Annotated in this window: 14 protein-coding genes; 7 read left to right on the top strand and 7 right to left on the bottom strand. The window is 57.4% G+C overall.

The window, feature by feature from the left end; all coding sequences use genetic code 11:
- Positions 1–15 precede the first annotated feature (15 nt).
- Both ilvD and ilvA read left to right on the top strand, forming a co-directional pair.
- Positions 16–1,866, top strand: a complete 1,851-nt coding sequence (gene ilvD, locus ACQG0T_RS22435) for a dihydroxy-acid dehydratase (RefSeq protein ID WP_008501574.1) — start codon at positions 16–18, stop codon at positions 1,864–1,866.
- A gap of 2 nt (positions 1,867–1,868) precedes the next feature.
- A complete protein-coding gene (gene ilvA / locus ACQG0T_RS22430; RefSeq protein ID WP_026094330.1) occupies positions 1,869–3,413 on the top strand; it encodes a threonine ammonia-lyase, biosynthetic in 1,545 nt (514 codons plus the stop codon).
- Between the two features lie 97 nt (positions 3,414–3,510).
- Here the strand turns inward: ilvA and ilvY are convergent, their stop codons facing one another.
- Positions 3,511–4,401, bottom strand: coding sequence for an HTH-type transcriptional activator IlvY (ilvY, locus tag ACQG0T_RS22425; protein ID WP_017693777.1), 891 nt, complete (start codon positions 4,399–4,401; stop codon positions 3,511–3,513).
- 152 nt (positions 4,402–4,553) lie between these two features.
- On the opposite strand from ilvY, the gene ilvC reads away from it, so the two are divergent.
- On the top strand, positions 4,554–6,029 hold the full coding sequence (ilvC, locus tag ACQG0T_RS22420) for a ketol-acid reductoisomerase (RefSeq protein ID WP_023295615.1): 1,476 nt from the start codon (positions 4,554–4,556) through the stop codon (positions 6,027–6,029).
- Between the two features lie 38 nt (positions 6,030–6,067).
- Here ilvC and trmL read toward each other — a convergent pair whose 3' ends face one another.
- The 5 genes from trmL to lldP form a co-directional block, all read right to left on the bottom strand.
- Entirely contained in the window at positions 6,068–6,541 is a 474-nt protein-coding gene (trmL, locus tag ACQG0T_RS22415; protein WP_017693778.1) for a tRNA (uridine(34)/cytosine(34)/5-carboxymethylaminomethyluridine(34)-2'-O)-methyltransferase TrmL, read from the bottom strand.
- Between the two features lie 45 nt (positions 6,542–6,586).
- Positions 6,587–7,927 (bottom strand): MFS transporter, encoded by a 1,341-nt coding sequence (locus ACQG0T_RS22410; protein WP_214586816.1) that lies wholly within the window; start codon positions 7,925–7,927, stop codon positions 6,587–6,589.
- Positions 7,928–8,107: 180 nt separating this feature from the next.
- Positions 8,108–9,295 (bottom strand): FMN-dependent L-lactate dehydrogenase LldD, encoded by a 1,188-nt coding sequence (gene lldD / locus ACQG0T_RS22405; RefSeq protein ID WP_015572772.1) that lies wholly within the window; start codon positions 9,293–9,295, stop codon positions 8,108–8,110.
- Positions 9,292–10,065 (bottom strand): transcriptional regulator LldR, encoded by a 774-nt coding sequence (gene lldR, locus ACQG0T_RS22400; RefSeq protein WP_006808630.1) that lies wholly within the window; start codon positions 10,063–10,065, stop codon positions 9,292–9,294. Before lldR ends, lldD begins: the two co-directional genes overlap by 4 nt.
- A complete protein-coding gene (gene lldP / locus ACQG0T_RS22395) occupies positions 10,062–11,717 on the bottom strand; it encodes an L-lactate permease (protein WP_003860175.1) in 1,656 nt (551 codons plus the stop codon). Before lldP ends, lldR begins: the two co-directional genes overlap by 4 nt.
- A 1,099-nt stretch (positions 11,718–12,816) precedes the next feature.
- Here lldP and ACQG0T_RS22390 point away from each other — a divergent pair.
- The 4 genes from ACQG0T_RS22390 to ACQG0T_RS22375 are packed head-to-tail and all read left to right on the top strand — an operon-like array spanning position 12,817 to position 17,692.
- Complete coding sequence (locus tag ACQG0T_RS22390; RefSeq protein ID WP_110871357.1) at positions 12,817–13,398, top strand: fimbrial protein; 582 nt, start codon at positions 12,817–12,819, stop codon at positions 13,396–13,398.
- Between the two features lie 30 nt (positions 13,399–13,428).
- A complete protein-coding gene (locus ACQG0T_RS22385) occupies positions 13,429–14,103 on the top strand; it encodes a fimbrial biogenesis chaperone (protein WP_023295610.1) in 675 nt (224 codons plus the stop codon).
- Positions 14,104–14,107: 4 nt separating this feature from the next.
- A complete protein-coding gene (locus ACQG0T_RS22380; protein WP_032103929.1) occupies positions 14,108–16,588 on the top strand; it encodes a fimbria/pilus outer membrane usher protein in 2,481 nt (826 codons plus the stop codon).
- A 9-nt stretch (positions 16,589–16,597) separates the two neighbouring features.
- Positions 16,598–17,692, top strand: coding sequence for a fimbrial protein (locus tag ACQG0T_RS22375; RefSeq protein ID WP_015572768.1), 1,095 nt, complete (start codon positions 16,598–16,600; stop codon positions 17,690–17,692).
- Positions 17,693–17,724: 32 nt separating this feature from the next.
- Here the strand turns inward: ACQG0T_RS22375 and ACQG0T_RS22370 are convergent, their stop codons facing one another.
- Entirely contained in the window at positions 17,725–18,087 is a 363-nt protein-coding gene (locus ACQG0T_RS22370; protein ID WP_015572767.1) for a YibL family ribosome-associated protein, read from the bottom strand.
- Position 18,088 lies beyond the last annotated feature (1 nt).

The raw sequence follows: 18,088 nt of genomic DNA, 5'->3' as shown, positions 1-18,088 counted from the left end.
GGGAGTAAATAAAGCATGCCTAAGTATCGTTCAGCCACCACCACCCACGGCCGTAATATGGCGGGTGCCCGCGCACTGTGGCGCGCCACCGGAATGACCGACGCCGATTTCGGCAAGCCAATTATCGCCGTGGTGAACTCCTTCACCCAGTTTGTACCGGGCCACGTGCACCTGCGCGACCTCGGCAAGCTGGTTGCCGAGCAAATCGAAGCCTCCGGCGGCGTGGCGAAAGAGTTCAACACCATTGCGGTGGATGACGGTATCGCAATGGGCCACGGGGGAATGCTCTATTCACTGCCGTCGCGCGAGCTGATCGCCGACTCGGTGGAGTACATGGTTAATGCCCACTGCGCCGATGCGATGGTCTGTATCTCCAACTGCGACAAAATCACCCCGGGGATGCTGATGGCTTCCCTGCGCCTGAACATTCCGGTGATCTTCGTCTCTGGTGGCCCAATGGAAGCGGGGAAAACCAAGCTCTCCGACAAAATCATCAAGCTCGACCTGGTCGATGCGATGATCCAGGGCGCGGACCCGAAAGTCTCTGACGAGCAGAGCGACCAGGTGGAACGCTCCGCGTGCCCGACCTGCGGCTCCTGTTCCGGGATGTTCACCGCCAACTCCATGAACTGCCTGACCGAAGCGCTGGGCCTTTCTCAGCCGGGCAACGGCTCGCTGCTGGCAACCCACGCCGATCGTAAACAGCTGTTCCTTAACGCCGGTAAGCGCATCGTTGAGCTGACCAAACGCTACTACGAGCAGGACGACGCCAGCGCGCTGCCGCGTAACATCGCCAGCAAAGCGGCGTTCGAAAACGCCATGACGCTGGATATCGCCATGGGCGGTTCCACCAACACCGTTCTCCACCTGCTGGCCGCCGCGCAGGAAGCTGAAATCGACTTCACCATGAGCGACATCGACAAGCTCTCCCGCAAAGTGCCGCAGCTGTGTAAAGTCGCGCCGAGTACCCAGAAGTACCACATGGAAGATGTCCACCGTGCGGGTGGCGTGATTGGTATTCTCGGCGAGCTGGATCGTGCCGGGCTGCTGAACCGCGACGTGAAAAACGTGCTCGGCCTGACGCTGCCGGAGTCGCTGGAGCAGTACGACGTGATGCTGACCAAAGACGACGCGGTGAAAAACATGTATCGCGCCGGTCCGGCGGGCATCCGTACCACCCAGGCGTTCTCGCAGGATTGCCGCTGGGACACGCTGGATGACGATCGCGCCGAAGGCTGCATTCGCTCGCTGGAACATGCCTACAGCAAAGACGGCGGTCTGGCCGTGCTGTACGGTAACTTCGCGGAAAATGGCTGCATTGTGAAAACCGCAGGCGTGGACGACAGCATCCTGAAATTTACCGGCCCGGCAAAAGTGTATGAAAGCCAGGACGAAGCGGTAGACGCTATCCTCGGCGGCAAAGTGGTGGAAGGCGACGTGGTGGTCATTCGCTACGAAGGGCCGAAAGGCGGCCCCGGCATGCAGGAGATGCTCTACCCGACCACCTTCCTGAAATCGATGGGCCTCGGCAAAGCCTGCGCGCTGATCACCGATGGTCGATTCTCTGGCGGCACGTCAGGCCTCTCCATTGGTCACGTCTCGCCAGAAGCGGCAAGCGGCGGCAATATCGCGATCATCGAAGATGGCGACCTGATCGAAATCGACATTCCGAACCGCGGCATTCAGTTGAAGCTGAGTGACCAGGAGATTGCGGCCCGTCGTGAGGCGCAGGAAGCCCGCGGCGACAAAGCCTGGACGCCGAAAGATCGTCAGCGTGAAGTCTCCTTCGCCCTGCGCGCTTACGCGAGTCTTGCCACCAGTGCAGATAAAGGCGCGGTGCGCGATAAATCTAAACTGGGGGGCTAATGATGGCCGAGTCACAACCCTTATCCGCCGCCCCGGAGGGGGCGGAATACCTGAGAGCGGTGCTACGCGCGCCGGTCTATGAAGCGGTGCAGGTCACGCCCCTGCAAAAAATGGACAAACTCTCTTCACGTCTCGACAACGTCATTCTGGTGAAGCGTGAAGACAGGCAGCCGGTGCACAGCTTTAAGCTGCGCGGCGCCTACGCGATGATGGCCGGGCTGACGGACGAGCAGAAAGCGCGCGGGGTGATTACCGCCTCGGCGGGCAATCACGCGCAGGGCGTGGCGTTCTCCTCGGCGCGTCTGGGGCTGAAGGCGCTGATCGTGATGCCGGTCGCCACCGCAGATATCAAGGTCGACGCGGTGCGCGGGTTCGGCGGAGAAGTGCTGCTTCACGGCGCTAACTTTGACGAAGCCAAAGCCAAAGCGATTGAGCTGGCGCAGCAGCAGGGCTTCACCTGGGTGCCGCCGTTCGATCACCCGATGGTGATTGCCGGGCAGGGTACGCTGGCGCTGGAACTGTTGCAGCAGGATGCCCATCTCGACCGCGTTTTCGTCCCGGTGGGCGGCGGCGGCTTAGCCGCAGGTGTGGCGGTGCTGATCAAACAGTTGATGCCGCAGATCAAAGTGATTGCGGTCGAAGCGGAAGACTCTGCCTGCCTGAAGGCGGCGCTGGACGCCGGACATCCGGTCGACCTGCCGCGCGTCGGGCTGTTCGCCGAGGGTGTGGCGGTGAAGCGCATTGGCGACGAAACGTTCCGCCTGTGCCAGGAGTATCTCGACGATATCGTCACCGTCGACAGCGACGCTATCTGCGCGGCGATGAAAGATCTCTTCGAGGATGTGCGTGCGGTGGCGGAACCATCCGGCGCGCTGGCGCTGGCGGGAATGAAAAAATACATCGCCCAGCACAATATTCGCGGCGAGCGTCTGGCGCACGTGCTTTCCGGTGCCAACGTGAACTTCCACGGTCTGCGCTACGTTTCCGAGCGCTGTGAGCTGGGTGAGCAGCGTGAAGCGCTGCTGGCGGTGACCATTCCGGAAGAGAAGGGCAGCTTCCTGAAGTTCTGTCAGCTGCTGGGCGGTCGTTCGGTAACGGAGTTCAACTACCGCTTTGCCGATGCCAAAGATGCGTGCATTTTTGTCGGCGTGCGTCTGAGCCGTGGCGTGGAGGAGCGCAAAGAGATCCTCAGCCTGCTGCATGACGGCGGTTACAGCGTGGTCGATCTCTCCGACGACGAGATGGCGAAGCTGCACGTGCGTTACATGGTCGGCGGCCGTCCATCCAAGCCGCTGAAGGAACGCCTGTTCAGCTTCGAGTTCCCGGAATCGCCGGGCGCGCTGCTCAAGTTCCTGCACACGTTGGGCACGCACTGGAACATCTCTCTGTTCCACTACCGCAGCCACGGCACCGACTATGGCCGCGTACTGGCGGCGTTCGAGCTGGGCGAGCACGAGCCGGATTTCGAAACGCGCCTGAACGAGCTGGGCTATGAGTGCCATGACGAAACCCACAACCCGGCGTTCCGTTTCTTCCTGGCGGGTTAGGTTGTTCGGGAAAATGCCTGATGGCGCTGCGCTTATCAGGCCTACGTTCTAAGGTTTGAACTGCGTGTAGGCCGGGTAAGCGCAGCGCCACCCGGCTTTAGTGGTTCGGCAATATCGTCCAGAACGCATCAATAAGCGGCTCATGCAGCCGCTTTTTTTGTGCGCACACGCCGAGCTCGAACGGCGTTTTCTCGTCGCTGCGCTCCAGTATCATCACGCGATTGCGCACCGGCTCTGGGCTGTTTTCCAGCACCACTTCCGGTAGCAGCGCTACGCCGCAGCCGAGCGCCACCATCGATACCATCGCCTCATGGCCGCCGACCGTGGCGTAAATCGACGGGTTACTGATCTTCTGGCGGCGGAACCACAGCTCAATGCGGCGGCGCACCGGCCCCTGATCGGCCATGATAAACGGCACCGTGGACCAGTCCGGTTTCTCCACCGAAACCTGGTTGCGCACCGGGCAGGGCAGCGCCGGGGCAATCAGCACTACCGCCAGATTCTCCAGCATCGAGAACGCCACCGCCCCCGGCAGCGTTTCGGGTTTCCCGGCAATGGCGAGATCCGCTTCGCCCGTCACCACTTTTTCCATCGCGTCGGCGGCATCGCCGGTGGTGAGCTTAATTTCAACCGACGGATGTTCCGCGCGGAAGCGGTCGAGAATGGGGGGAAGATGGCTGTAGGCAGCAGTCACGGAACAGAAAATATGCAGCTCGCCGGAAAGCGACGGCCCCTGCTGGTCGATGGTGTGCCGCAGCTGCTGATACTGTAATAACGTCTGCTGAGCAAAGATGCGCAGCTCTTCACCTGCTTCCGTGAGGGTGACGGTGCGGTTATCGCGCACGAACAGCGGCTGGCCGAGGTCTTCCTCAAGGCGCTGGATCTGGCGCGACAGCGTGGAGGGGCTGACGTGCATCGCCCGGGCGCTACGGCCAAAGTGACGGCTTTCCGCCAGGTGCAGGAACATTTTCAGATCGCGTAAATCCACCGATTCCACTCCCTCTTTTTACATTGCATAAATTGCAATGTGACGTTGTGAATATATCAATTTCCGCAATAAATTTCCTGTTGTAATGTGGGTACATTCTCGCTGAAACGCGAACCGAACAATAAGACACACAACATCACGAGGTATCACCCATGGCTAACTACTTTAATACACTGAACTTGCGCCAGCAGCTGGCGCAGCTGGGCAAATGCCGCTTCATGGCGCGCGATGAATTTGCTGATGGCGCGAGCTACCTTCAGGGTAAAAAAGTGGTCATTGTCGGCTGTGGCGCACAGGGTTTGAACCAGGGCCTGAACATGCGTGACTCCGGGCTGGATATCTCCTACGCCCTGCGTAAAGAAGCGATTGCCGAAAAGCGTGCTTCCTGGCGTAAAGCGACCGAAAACGGCTTCAAAGTGGGCACCTACGAAGAGCTGATCCCGCAGGCGGATCTGGTGGTTAACCTGACGCCGGACAAGCAGCACTCTGACGTTGTGCGTTCCGTACAGCCGCTGATGAAAGACGGCGCCGCGCTGGGTTACTCCCACGGCTTCAACATTGTTGAAGTGGGCGAGCAGATCCGTAAAGACATCACCGTGGTGATGGTGGCACCGAAGTGCCCGGGCACCGAAGTGCGCGAAGAGTACAAACGTGGCTTCGGCGTACCGACGCTGATCGCCGTTCACCCGGAAAACGATCCGAAAGGCGAAGGCATGGCGATTGCCAAAGCCTGGGCTGCGGCCACTGGCGGCCATCGTGCGGGCGTGCTGGAATCTTCCTTCGTTGCGGAAGTGAAATCTGACCTGATGGGCGAGCAGACCATCCTGTGCGGCATGCTCCAGGCCGGCTCTCTGCTGTGCTTCGACAAGCTGGTGGAAGAAGGCACCGATCCGGCATACGCGGAAAAACTGATTCAGTTCGGCTGGGAAACCATCACCGAAGCGCTGAAGCAGGGCGGCATTACGCTGATGATGGACCGTCTGTCCAACCCGGCAAAACTGCGTGCTTACGCGCTGTCTGAACAGCTGAAAACCATCATGGCACCGCTGTTCCAGAAACACATGGACGACATTATCTCCGGCGAGTTCTCTTCCGGCATGATGGCGGACTGGGCGAATGACGATAAGAAACTGCTGACCTGGCGCGAAGAGACCGGTAAAACCGCGTTCGAAACCGCACCACAGTATGACGGCAAGATCACCGAGCAGGAGTACTTCGATAAAGGCGTCCTGATGATCGCGATGGTGAAAGCGGGCGTTGAGCTGGCGTTCGAAACCATGGTGGATTCGGGCATCATTGAAGAATCTGCGTACTACGAATCGCTGCACGAGCTGCCGCTGATCGCAAACACCATCGCCCGTAAACGTCTGTATGAGATGAACGTGGTGATCTCCGATACTGCCGAGTACGGTAACTATCTGTTCTCTTACGCCTGCGTACCGCTGCTGAAAGAGTTCATGACCACCCTGCAAGCGGGCGATCTGGGCCAGGCGATTGCGGAAGGAGCGGTTGATAACGCGCAGCTGCGTGACGTCAACGAAGCGATTCGCAGCCACGAAATCGAGAAAGTGGGCCAGAAACTGCGTGGCTACATGACCGATATGAAACGTATCGCGGTAGCAGGCTAAACACGACGAATCGGGTGGCGTAAGCCACCCGAACTGTTTTAGCTACGCAATATCGCGCCGGGATAACCCAGCTGGCGCCACGCCTCATACACCACCACCGACACCGCATTCGACAGGTTCATGCTGCGGCTGTCCGGCATCATCGGAATACGAATTTTCTGCTCAGCGGGCAGGGCATCCAGAATGGTGGCCGGCAGGCCGCGGGTTTCCGGACCAAACATCAGATAATCCCCGTCCTGATAGCGTACGGCGCTGTGCGCTGGCGTACCTTTGGTGGTCAGGGCGAACATGCGCTGTGGTTTTTCGGATCCCAGAAACGCGGCGTAATCGTGATGACGAACGACGGCGGTAAACTCATGGTAGTCCAGCCCCGCACGGCGCAGACGTTTGTCGTCCCACGTAAAGCCCATCGGCTCAATGATGTGCAGACGAAAACCGGTGTTGGCGCACAGGCGGATAATATTGCCGGTGTTCGGCGGAATTTCTGGTTCGAATAAGACGATGTTAAGCATGCTGCCCCCTTAATTGCGGGGGCAGAATAGCAGAAAAGAGAGGGACTAGGCGACGCTCGGCTCCTGCGCGCGGCTATACAGCATTTTGTAGACGGTTGCCGCCGCAGCCACGAGAGCAGGTACGCTGAGGATCATTAAAATACTGTCCGCCTGCCACTGCATGGAAAGAAGCTGGGCGCTGGTCATGGTGCCCGCTACGCCGCCGAAGCGGCCGATCCCCTGCATCCAGGCGATACCCGTCGCACGGCACTCGGTAGGGTAAAAGGTGGCGGCCAGGGTCTGCATGCCCGACTGCGCGCCGTTCATCGCGATCCCCATCAGGAAAATTAACCCGCCAAACAGGGCGATATGGTTATGCTCAATGCCGAGTAAAAGAATCAGGCCCATCGTCAGCACGAAACCACACGCGACCACCTTGTGCGCTTCCCAGCGATCCATCATCCAGCCCGCGAGCAAAATGCCAGCGGTGCCGCCGAAGGTGAACAGCGAGGTAAGCCAGGCGGATTCCGCCAGCGCATATCCCATCCCCTGCATCAGCGTTGGCATCCAGCTCAGCAGGACGTAATAAATCACCAGCCCCATAAAATAGGTGACCCACAGCATCAGGGTGCCGGGCAGCCAGGGCATGGAAAACAGCTGCGACACGCTGCCTTTTTTCGACGCGACTTTCTCCTCCGCGAGGAAAAAGCCCGTGACGCTATCCAGCGTGCTGCGGGCGAACCGGCTGGCGATGCGGCGAACCTGGGCGACGTCTTTCCCGCGCTGCACCAGAAACTTCACCGACTCCGGCAACAGCAGCGCCAGCAGCACCGTTAAAATCAGCGGCGCAATCGCGCCGGTCAGCAGCACGCTTCGCCAGCCATGGTGAGGGATAAGCCAGGACGAGATTGCTCCGCCGCCCGCCGCACCCAGAGGGAAGCCGCAGTACATGGTGTTAATTGCCATGGCGCGGCAGCGCTGGGGGGCAAACTCGGAGATCAGCGTGATGGCGTTAGGCATGGCAGCGCCGAGGCCGAGGCCTGTCAGAAATCGCCATAGCGTCAGGGTATTCAGACTTTGCGCCCAGGCCGTGCCCAGGCTCGCCAGGCCGAAGAACAGACACGAAAAGACCAGTACGCGCTTGCGTCCCATCCGGTCCGATACCGGACCTGCAATCAGGGCACCCAGCGACAGCCCCAGCAGCGCCGCACTCAGCACCGGCCCCAGATCCTGTTTATGTATTCCCCACTCCGTCGACAGCGTAGGCGCAATGTAACCCATCGCTGCGGTATCAAACCCATCAATCGCCAGCACCAGAAAGCCCAGCACAATTAGAAGCCAGTGAAACCCTGAAAAAGGACTTTCATCGATCACCTGCTGAATATCCACCTTACCTGAATACGCCATACGCTCCACTCCGATCTGATGTTGTTTTTGTGTTCTTGTATTTGCTTGTCTATACAATTGCGGACGGCAGGTGGATGTCAAATTTTCTTATCCAGAATGTTACGCAGGTGTTATTTTCGACAAAAAAAGCGCCCGAGGGGGAAGTCGGGCGCGGAAGAAGGGGAGGCTAACCGGGGGAGATCAGGCCGCGTTTCCCTGAGAAAGAGGGGCCAGCGCCGCAGGCAGCTTACTGAGCTCCTGCACCAGAGAGTCTTTGCTGATTTCACCGATTGTTTTCGCACCGGTCAGCGTCATCGCCACCTTCATCTCTTTCTCGATCAGGTTCAGCAGATTCGCCACGCCCGCCTGGCCGCTGGTGGCCAGCGCGTACAGGTAAGCACGGCCCAGCAGCACGCTGTCCGCGCCCAGGGCGATCATGCGCACCACGTCCAGCCCGTTACGGATGCCGCTGTCGGCCAGGATCGCAATATCGCCTTTCACCGCATCGGCAATGGCCGGCAGGGCGCGGGCGGAGGAGAGCACCCCGTCAAGCTGGCGGCCACCATGGTTAGAGACCACGATCCCATCGGCGCCAAAACGTACCGCGTCGCGGGCATCTTCCGGGTCGAGGATCCCTTTGATCACCATCGGGCCGTCCCAGAATTCGCGGATCCACTCCAGGTCTTTCCATGAGATAGATGGATCGAAATTGTTCGCCAGCCAGCCGATGTAATCTTCCAGCCCGGTCGGTTTACCCAGGTAGGCCGAAATATTGCCCAGATCGTGCGGACGGCCGTTCACGCCCACATCCCACGCCCACTGCGGGTGCGTCACCGCCTGCCAGTAACGGCGCAGGGCCGCGTTAGGGCCGCTCATGCCGGAGTGGGCGTCGCGGTAGCGCGCGCCGGGGGTCGGCATGTCGACGGTAAAGACCAGCGTTGAGCAGCCCGCCGCTTTGGCGCGCTCCAGTGCGTTGCGCATAAAACCGCGATCGCGCAGGACGTACAGCTGGAACCACATCGGGCGCTTGATGGTCGGGGCGACTTCTTCAATCGGGCAGACGGACACGGTGGAAAGGGTAAACGGAATGCCTTTGGCATCTGCGGCGGCGGCGGCCTGCACTTCACCGCGACGGGCATACATGCCGCATAAACCGACAGGTGCGAGCGCTACCGGCATGGAGAGCGTTTCGTTAAACAGCTTCGTCTCAAGGCTCAGGTCAGACATATTCTTCAGCACGCGCTGGCGCAGGGCCACCTCCGACAGGTCTTCCACGTTGCGGCGCAGGGTGTATTCGGCATACGCCCCGCCGTCAATGTAGTGGAACAGGAACGGGGGCAAAATGCGCTGCGCCGCGGCGCGATAATCACTGGCTGCTGAAATAATCATGCTTTGTTCTCCCTGGAAATATCACTCTCGCCAGGCAGACGGGTAATACGCGCCTGTCGGGCCTGATCTTCATCGAATCGTTTAATGGTGGTATGCACGAAGCCGAGATGCGCCATCATCGCCTTGCGCGCGGCCTCGGCATCACCGGCCAGAATGGCGTTGAGCACCGCCTCGTGCTGTTCGGTCAGCTGAGCAAACACCGGCGGGACCAGATACATGCGCTGGCGGCTCTGCTTCACGGAGGATTGCAGCAGGTCGAAGAACCCGCGCATGGTTTGCAGCAGCACCACGTTGTGCGAGGCCTCGGCAATCGCCAGATGGAACCGCACATCCGCCTGGGAGGCGATGTCCGGGTCGCTGCTTTGCGTGGCTTCAAAACAGGCTTTGAGCTTCTCTTTGTCGGCGTCGGTTGCCCGCATCGCCGCGTGCCACGCTGTACTGGTTTCGATGGCGTGACGCGCTTCGAGGATGTCGAAGCTGTAGTCCGGGTCGTTTTCCATCAGCGTCTTCAGCGGCTGCACGATGTTTTGTTCGGACCAGTCGTCATGCTGCCAGCGCACGAAGGTGCCGCCGCCGCGACGGCTCAGCAGCACCCCTTCACTAACCAGCGTCGCCAGCGCCTCGCGCAGTGAGTTGCGCGACACGCCAAGCTGAGCGGCAAGCTGACGCTCGGCGGGCAATCTCATGCCCGCTTCCAGCTGTTGTTCTTCTATCAGCGCCCGTACGCGAGTGGCAATCTCGTCGGACAGGCGTCTGGGCATCACTATCATGGAATCATCCAGGTTAAGACATAGGCCTGCAATGTGGTGATCACGCCCACCATGCAGGTAAATATCAGGCTGTGTTTCACGGTAAAGCGGAACAGATCCGACTCTTTGCCTACCAGCCCCACCGCGGCACAGGCAATGGCGATGGACTGCGGCGAGATCATCTTCCCGGTCACGCCGCCGGTGGTGTTCGCGGCGACCAGCAGCACGTCCGAGACGCCAATCTGCTGCGCAGCCGTGGCCTGTAGGGCGGCAAACAGGGCGTTAGATGACGTATCTGAACCGGTCAGGAACACCCCCAGCCAGCCGAGGAACGGCGAGAAGAAGGTAAACGCGTGGCCGGTATGCGCCAGCGCTAACGCCAGCGTCGACGACAGGCCGGAGTAGTTCGAAATAAACGCGAACGCCAGCACCATGCCGATGGAGTAAATCGGCAGCATCAGCTCTTTTATCGTCGCCGCAAAGGTCTGCACCGCGGCGGCAGGCTTCATGCGCAGCCACACTACGGAAAGGATAGCGGCAAACAGGATGGCCGTGCCGGTGGCTGAGAACCAGTCGAACTTAAACACTGCCGCATACGGCGTGGCGTCGTGCACCACCGGCGGCATACGGGCGACCATTTTGTCGAGGAACGGCACGGAGATATTAATCACCATGTCGTACAGCGCGCCGCCCGGGGCGAACAGTGCTTTAAACGGCGGAATGCTCCACAGCGTCACGGTGGCGGTCAGGAACAGGAACGGTGACCATGCGCGCACAATCTGTCCGGCGGTATAGCCGGTGCGCGCCAGCGTCTGATCCACGTGCGATGCGCCCATGTCAGCAAAGCGGAAGATGCGCACCGGCTGCCAGCGTTTCAGGAACAGCGTCAGACAGACCAGCGACACCAGGGAAGAGATGATGTCCGGCAGTTCCGGGCCGAGGAAGTTGGAGCTGAGATACTGGGCAATGGCGAACGAACCGCCCGCTACCATCACCGCAGGCCAGGTCTCCTTCACGCCGCGCCAGCCGTCCATAATCGCCATGATCCAGAACAGCACGATAATGGTCAGGAACGGCAGCTGGCGACCTACCATCTGGCCGATCTCGAAGCTGTCCAGCCCGGTCACCTGGCCCGCCACCAGAATCGGAATGCCCATCGCGCCAAACGCCACCGGGGCGGTGTTCACAATCAGGCACAGGCCAGCGGCATACAGCGGGTTAAAGCCCAGCCCGACCAGCAGAGCGGCGGTGATCGCCACCGGCGCGCCAAATCCTGCCGCCCCTTCAAGGAACGCCCCGAAGGAGAAACCGACAATCAGCATCTGTAAACGCTGGTCCGGTGTAATAGAGAGAATCGACGAGCGAATAATGTCGAACTGCCCGGTTTTGACCGAGATTTTGTAGACAAAGACGGCGGCGATGATGATCCAAGCAATCGGCCACAGGCCGTAGAAGAAACCATACACCACGGAGGCCAGCGCGCGATCGACCGGCATTTTATAGAAGAACAGCGCCACCAGCAGGGCGATGGCAACGGTGTACGTTGCGGCAAGGTAGCCCTTCAGCTTGAGCTTTATCAGCGCAAAGAAGAAGAACAGGATCGGTAGCGATGCGATCAGGCTCGACAGCCAGATATTCCCGGCCGGATCGTAGTTTTGTTGCCAGAGGCTCATGCAGGTCTCCTGAGGACCACACAGGTGTTCGTCGGGTGAGTCTCTGCTCATCTCAGCGTCACACTTAGTGTAAAAGTGGTCCATCCAATATTGTGATGTAGGGTTAATGGCAATAAATGGTTAACCAAGTGTTGCTATTCGGCAATGGTTTTGTGAAGTGGAGCATCAAAACTGTGAACGATGGATAGCTTTGCGCATGATTGGTAGGACCAAAATCGCAAAATCAACTCACCGTGTGCGTTGGGAGCGGTAGTCAGGTGGAGGGCATTACTTTCGCCTTTTGAGCAGATACGGCGCGTAAAAGATGTTGAATAAAATGGGGAGGTGATAATATTACGTGAATTGAATGAGGTTTGTTTGCTTTATTTGTGTTTTTGAAAAGCTGTATATATGTGAGCAGAGTGATTTATTTCCTATAAATAAAATTTTTTTTGGTTAAAAATGCGAAATCTAAGCTGTAGCAAAAAATTTTAATTAAGGTAAATTTCACATATAGATTTTAACAGTGTATTACAAACGATCAATTGCTGATCGATAAAGAAATATCCTGTTTAACCGTGATTTTTCAGGATAAAGGGCAAGAATTTTTTGCTGAAGTGACATTTTTTGGCTAATAATATTCTGAAATAAATTGATCAAACAATGATCAGTTGGCTCTCTTGTAATTTAGTTACGGTATTAAAAGCAAATTAATAATTATCAGGGCAATCGAAAGGGGTTAAATTTGTTAGCTGAGTGTTAATTCGAGAGTGTTTACAGACGCGGCGTACTGCTTTTCAATACGTAGACGCTAAAAGGCATATGATTTACTATTTATTCAGAAGCAACGTTACAGAAGACATTAAATTTATTAGTAACCACAACGTATTCAGTGTTATTTTCGGCCAGAAGTCATTTCCTCAGTTGCAGGATATCTGTGTATGGCCTTCTGAAAATATACGGATTATCACCATGGGATGGACCCTGCTTTATTCTATAAGGTCGCGACACCCATTCTGCTAAAACCCTTTTGGTGGCGTTTTTAAATCCTTATAGCGGTTATTGTACCTGGTACAACAAGTCTATATCTGTTTAATTTACAGAGGGGAAAGTGTTCCAAATGAAAATCAAAAATGTGGCGCTGGCGATTGCCGCGGCGGGGCTGCTGTTATCTTCTCAATCAGTACTGGCAAGCAGTGATTCTGGTGTTAATGCTTCCCTGGATACAGGCGCTGGCTCGCAGAGCACAGGCGGCGTGATCAACTTTACCGGGAAAATCACCCTTATTTCCTGTGATATTACCCCTGCGTCAAAAAGCAAAACGGTAGACCTCGGCGCGTGGGCGAAAAGCTACTTCGACGATCACAGCGAAACGACGCCGCGTGAGTTCAAAATCAACGTAGAGAACTGCCCGGAGACGGTTGAATCGGTTGCGGTACTGTTTGACGGAACCAAAGATACGGTGAATGACACACTGCTACAGGTTACGCCAGGCGAAGGTATGGCGACGGGCGTCGGCGTGAAGCTTTATAACAGCGATCGCAGCACCGCGATTAAACCGGGTACGGTATCTGAAACAACCGCACCGGATACTGAAGGCAATGCTGAATTAACGTTTTATGCCTCTCTCGACAAAGACGGGTCGGAAATTAACGCGGGCGACGTCAATGCCGTTTCCAACTTCCTGATGGTTTATAACTGATTTCACTCTCAGCCACCTCCAGAGATAATAATGATGAAACGTTTATCGTATATTATGCTCACTGCATTAATGGTTAGTTCTGCGTCAGTTTCCGCTGGCGTTGTAATGGGGGGAACACGGATCGTATACCCACAACACAGCAAGGAGGTGGCATTTTCTGTTTCTAATATGGAAAGTGCGGTTCCCTATCTTATTCAGTCGTGGGTTGAAGGGGATGGGCAGGATAAAAATAACGCTGCGCCATTTATTGTCACACCACCTCTGTTCAGACTTGATCCGGAGCAGACCAACACGCTGCGTATTCAATATACCGGCGCTCCGCTGCCCACAGATCGTGAATCTGTATTCTGGCTCGATATTAAAGCGATTGCGCCAAAGCCAAAAGAGAGCAGCAACGAATTACAAGTTAACGTTAAATCGAAATTTAAAATTTTCTACCGCCCGGACAACCTTAAAGGGGACGCTGCCACTGCCTGGCAGAAAATAACGTTTTCGCGGACGGGAAAAGGGCTTAAGGCCGCCAACCCGACGCCATACTACGTCTCTTTTTATCGACTGTCCGTTGGCGGGCATAAAATTGAGCAGCCGGGCATGATCGGTCCAGGCGAAATCCGCGAATGGCCTGTGTCCGCCTCCGGGGGCGTAAGCTGGTCGGCTATTAATGATTTTGGTGCCATCACCGCCACCCACACCCAGCCTCTTTAAGACCATGTCTTTTCGCCTGTTTCGTTACGCGCCGCTTTCGGTGTTGCTGCTTAGCTTCAGCCGCGCGGGGATGGCCGAGGATTACTTTGATCCCGCCGCGCTGGAGCTTTCCTCTACCGAACAGAAAACGGCGGATCTGCACTATTTCTCTGAAAAGGGCGGGCAGATGCCAGGCACCTGGCTCGTGACGCTGGAGATTAACGGACGCGAGGAGCGGCATCAGGAGATCACCTTCGTCAATGAGAAAGGCAGCCTGCAACCCGTTTTTAGCGTATCGCTGCTGGAAGCGCTTGGGGTAAATGTCAGGGCCATTCCTGCATTCTCACGGTTGCGGGAGGGAGAAACGTTCACGCACCTCGCGGATTTCATTCCGGCAGCGCGAACCTCCTATGATTTCAACCAGCAGCGTCTCTTTCTCAGCCTGCCGCAGGCGGCGATGAAACACCGCAGCCGTGGCTACGTGCCGCAGTCGCAGTGGGACGATGGTATCCCGGCGGCCTTTACTGATTACAGTCTGTCGGGCGGCCAGGCACATCATCAGCGTGGCGTCACGACATCCAGCTATCTAAGCCTGCGTAACGGTATCAATCTGGGGGCGTGGCGGTTGCGCAACACCTCCGCCTGGAGCCACAGCGACGCGGGCGGCGACCATTTTCAGTCGCAAAGTAGCTGGCTGACCCGGGATATTCGCCGTCTTAACAGCCAGCTACGGATCGGCGATGCCTGGACCGCAGGCGACGTCTTCGATAGCGTGGCGTTTCGCGGGGTACAGCTTACATCAAGCGAAAGCATGTTGCCCGACAGCCAGCGCGGCTTCGCACCAACCATCCGCGGCGTCGCACACAGCTTCGCTAAAGTCTCCGTTTCGCAAAATGGCTATGTGATCTATGAAACCTGGGTGGCCGCCGGGCCATTTATCATTAACGATCTGTTCCCCGGCGCACAAAGTGGCGATCTACAGGTGACGGTCACGGAAAGTGACGGCTCAACGCGCGTCTTTACCCAACCCTATTCTGCGGTGCCGTTTATGCGACGCCTGGGCAGCCTGAAATACAGCCTCAACGCCGGACGATTTCACTCCGGCTCCGGCGATGCGCGTTCACCTGAGTTTGTTGAAGGCGCTTTCTTCTACGGTCTGCTCTCCAGGATGACGGTGTATGGCGGTTTTCGTACGGCGAGCAACTATCAGGCCGGTGCAATTGGCGTAGGCAGAGGGTTTGGCGCATTTGGCTCGCTGGGCATTGACGATACGCTGGCAAAAAGCCGTTTACCCAATGGCAAAAGCGCGATGGGGCAGGCGTGGCGTATTCAGTATCAGAAAGATTTCAGCGCTACCGGCACCGCCTTCAACCTGGCGAGTTATCGCTATGCCTCGCGCAATTACTATGAATTCAGTGAACTGAATCAGTCTGACAGCCAACAGCTGCAACTCAATAATCGCCGTAGCCGCTCGCAGGTCACCTTCTCACAGACGCTGGGTCAGTTCGGCAGCCTCAGCGTCTCGGCATGGATGCAGGATTACTGGCATACGTCCGGGCAGGATAAAACCATCCACATTGGCTGGTACACCAGCTGGCGAGGCATTACCTGGGGCGCGGGGTATGACTACACCGACTCAGCGCTTGAGCAGCATCCCGATCGTACCGTGTCGTTTAACGTCAATGTTCCGCTTGGTCACTGGTTACCGGACAGCTCGGTCAGTTACTTCATCAACCACAACAATCGTGGGATGACCACGCAGCAGGTGTCACTCAACGGCAGTGCGCTGGCGAATCGCAACCTTAATTACAGCGTTCAGCAGAGTAAGGCCAGCGAGGGACAAGCCGGCAGTACCAGCCTGGCGCTGCAATACAACGGTGGCTACGGCAACGTCAGCCTCGGTTATGACCACAGCCGAAGCGGTAGCAACGCGAGCCTCGGACTCGCCGGAGGCGTTATCGCCACGCAGTATGGCGTCACGCTTAGCCAGCCGCTGGGCGATACCGTCGCCCTGCTACGCGTGCCCGGCGCGGCGAACGTTGAGCCGGAGGGCTACAACGGGATCCATACCGACAGCCGCGGCTATGCGGTCATGCCAACGCTCTCGGCGTATCGCAAAAATACCGTCAGCCTTGATACGGCGACGCTGGGTGAGAACGTCGACGTTGAGCAGAGCGGTCTGACGCTCATTCCCACCAGCGGCGCGGTGGTGCTGGCCAATTACAAAACCCACATTGGTTATCGCGTTCTGTTTTCCCTGCGCTACCACGGCGAACCGTTGCCGTTTGGCGCGCAGGCTGAAGTGGTGGAGCAGAACCGCCATTCTGCAAACCGAAGCATGGTCGCTGACGGCGGTCAGGCCTACCTGAGCGGGGTACCAGAGCGCGGCACCCTGCGCGTCAGCTGGTATCAGGACGGGGAGCAGCAGCAATGCCAGACACCTTTCAGACTGGGGAAAGCTCATATGGCCCCCGGTATCGCCACGCTATCCGTTGAGTGCCATTAGAGGAATATCATGCGTCGTTTTATTCACTGGTTTTTCTATCTGAGCCTTCTTTCGCTTTTTGGCATGCTGAGTTTTCATGCCCATGCTCAGACCTCATCTTGCCGCACCACGCGCGATCAGTGGGTCGTTCAGGTGCCCTACGCCATAGGGTATGCGCCCGGCACGGCGGACTGGACGCCGATATCTGCGCCGATACAGTCTACCGGGGCGGATTTCTACAGCTGTGATGGCGGGAATGATGCCTGGCGTAGTATCGGCTTTGTCGACGTGGATAACCCCGTCGGCACCGTGGTTGGTGAAGACGGCGCGTCACGTCACGTCTATAAAACTCAGATCGACGGCATCGGCTATGCGCTGGGGTTCCGGGAACAGCAGTACTGCGGCGCCGATGCGGTACGCTATATTGACGGCACAAGTCAGGTGAATGGCAATGAGTCCAGGCGCATTTGCGACGCATCGCAAAACCCCGCCTTTGCCAGCGCCTCAATGTATAAAATGCAGTTCTGGGTGGTGTTTTACAAAATTCCAACGACCAGCGCCATGCCTGACGATAACGCCAATTCCCAGGAGCAAAATGTCGGATCGCTGATATTGCAGGCGGGAGAAAATCAAGCCAGCGCCACCAACGTGGCGACACCGGTACAGATCCATCTCGCCAGCTTCACCGTCAGGCGTACCAGCTGTTCAGTGGGCTCTCGCAGCATTCTTGTTCCCATGGGGAGCGTGAGCCAGCGTGAATTTCATGGCATAGGCTCCCGCGCCGGAGGCGGACGCTTCAGCATTCCGGTGACCTGCGAAAATAACACGGCGGTGAAGATGGGTTTCTTTGGCGATACCACGCCGGGCAACGATCGGGCGCTGGCGTTGACGAAGCAGGAGGATAGCGCCAGCGGTGTCGGGATCGAACTGCTTTACGGTGACAATACCGGTTCGGTTCAGGGGCAGGTGGTACCGTGGAACACCCCACAGGTGTCAGCATTTGGGCAAGTGGGGGATAACCAGACGCAAACCTTCTGGTTTGATGCGCATTACCTTCAGACGGAAGAGAACGTGACGGCGGGAAAAGCGGATGCGATGGCGACGTTTAACCTGATTTACAACTGAGTTTCCCCTGCCGCAGCGGCAGGGGAGGACGATCAGAACGCGGTCTTACAAAAACCCGTCATCTCTTTCAGGCCCATTTCGCGACCAAGCTCAGTCATCGGGTGCACCACCACCAGGCCACGGACGCTTTTCTTCAGCTTGCCCATGTCGGCCTGCTCTTTTTTGGTGATCGCGCGGCGATGCGGCATGTTCATCAGCTTCTGCGCTTCTTTACTCAGCTTCTGGCCTTTCACTTCGCGCAGGCGTTCAATTTCCGCCTCCAGCTTCACGGACTCTTTTTCCAGCTCGGCATATTTCTCGGCAGAATCGACCAGGGAGAGGCCAGCCATCTGATGGCGGATCAGATCCAGACGGTCGCTCAGGCGTTTAATTTCGTTCTTTTCGACTTCTTTCATG

The sequence above is a fragment of the Enterobacter cloacae complex sp. 302F9 genome, assembly GCF_050030335.1.
Classification (GTDB): domain Bacteria; phylum Pseudomonadota; class Gammaproteobacteria; order Enterobacterales; family Enterobacteriaceae; genus Enterobacter; species Enterobacter hormaechei_C.
Note: the sequence above shows the minus strand (reverse complement) of the source record. Positions and strands in the feature narration are given on the sequence as shown.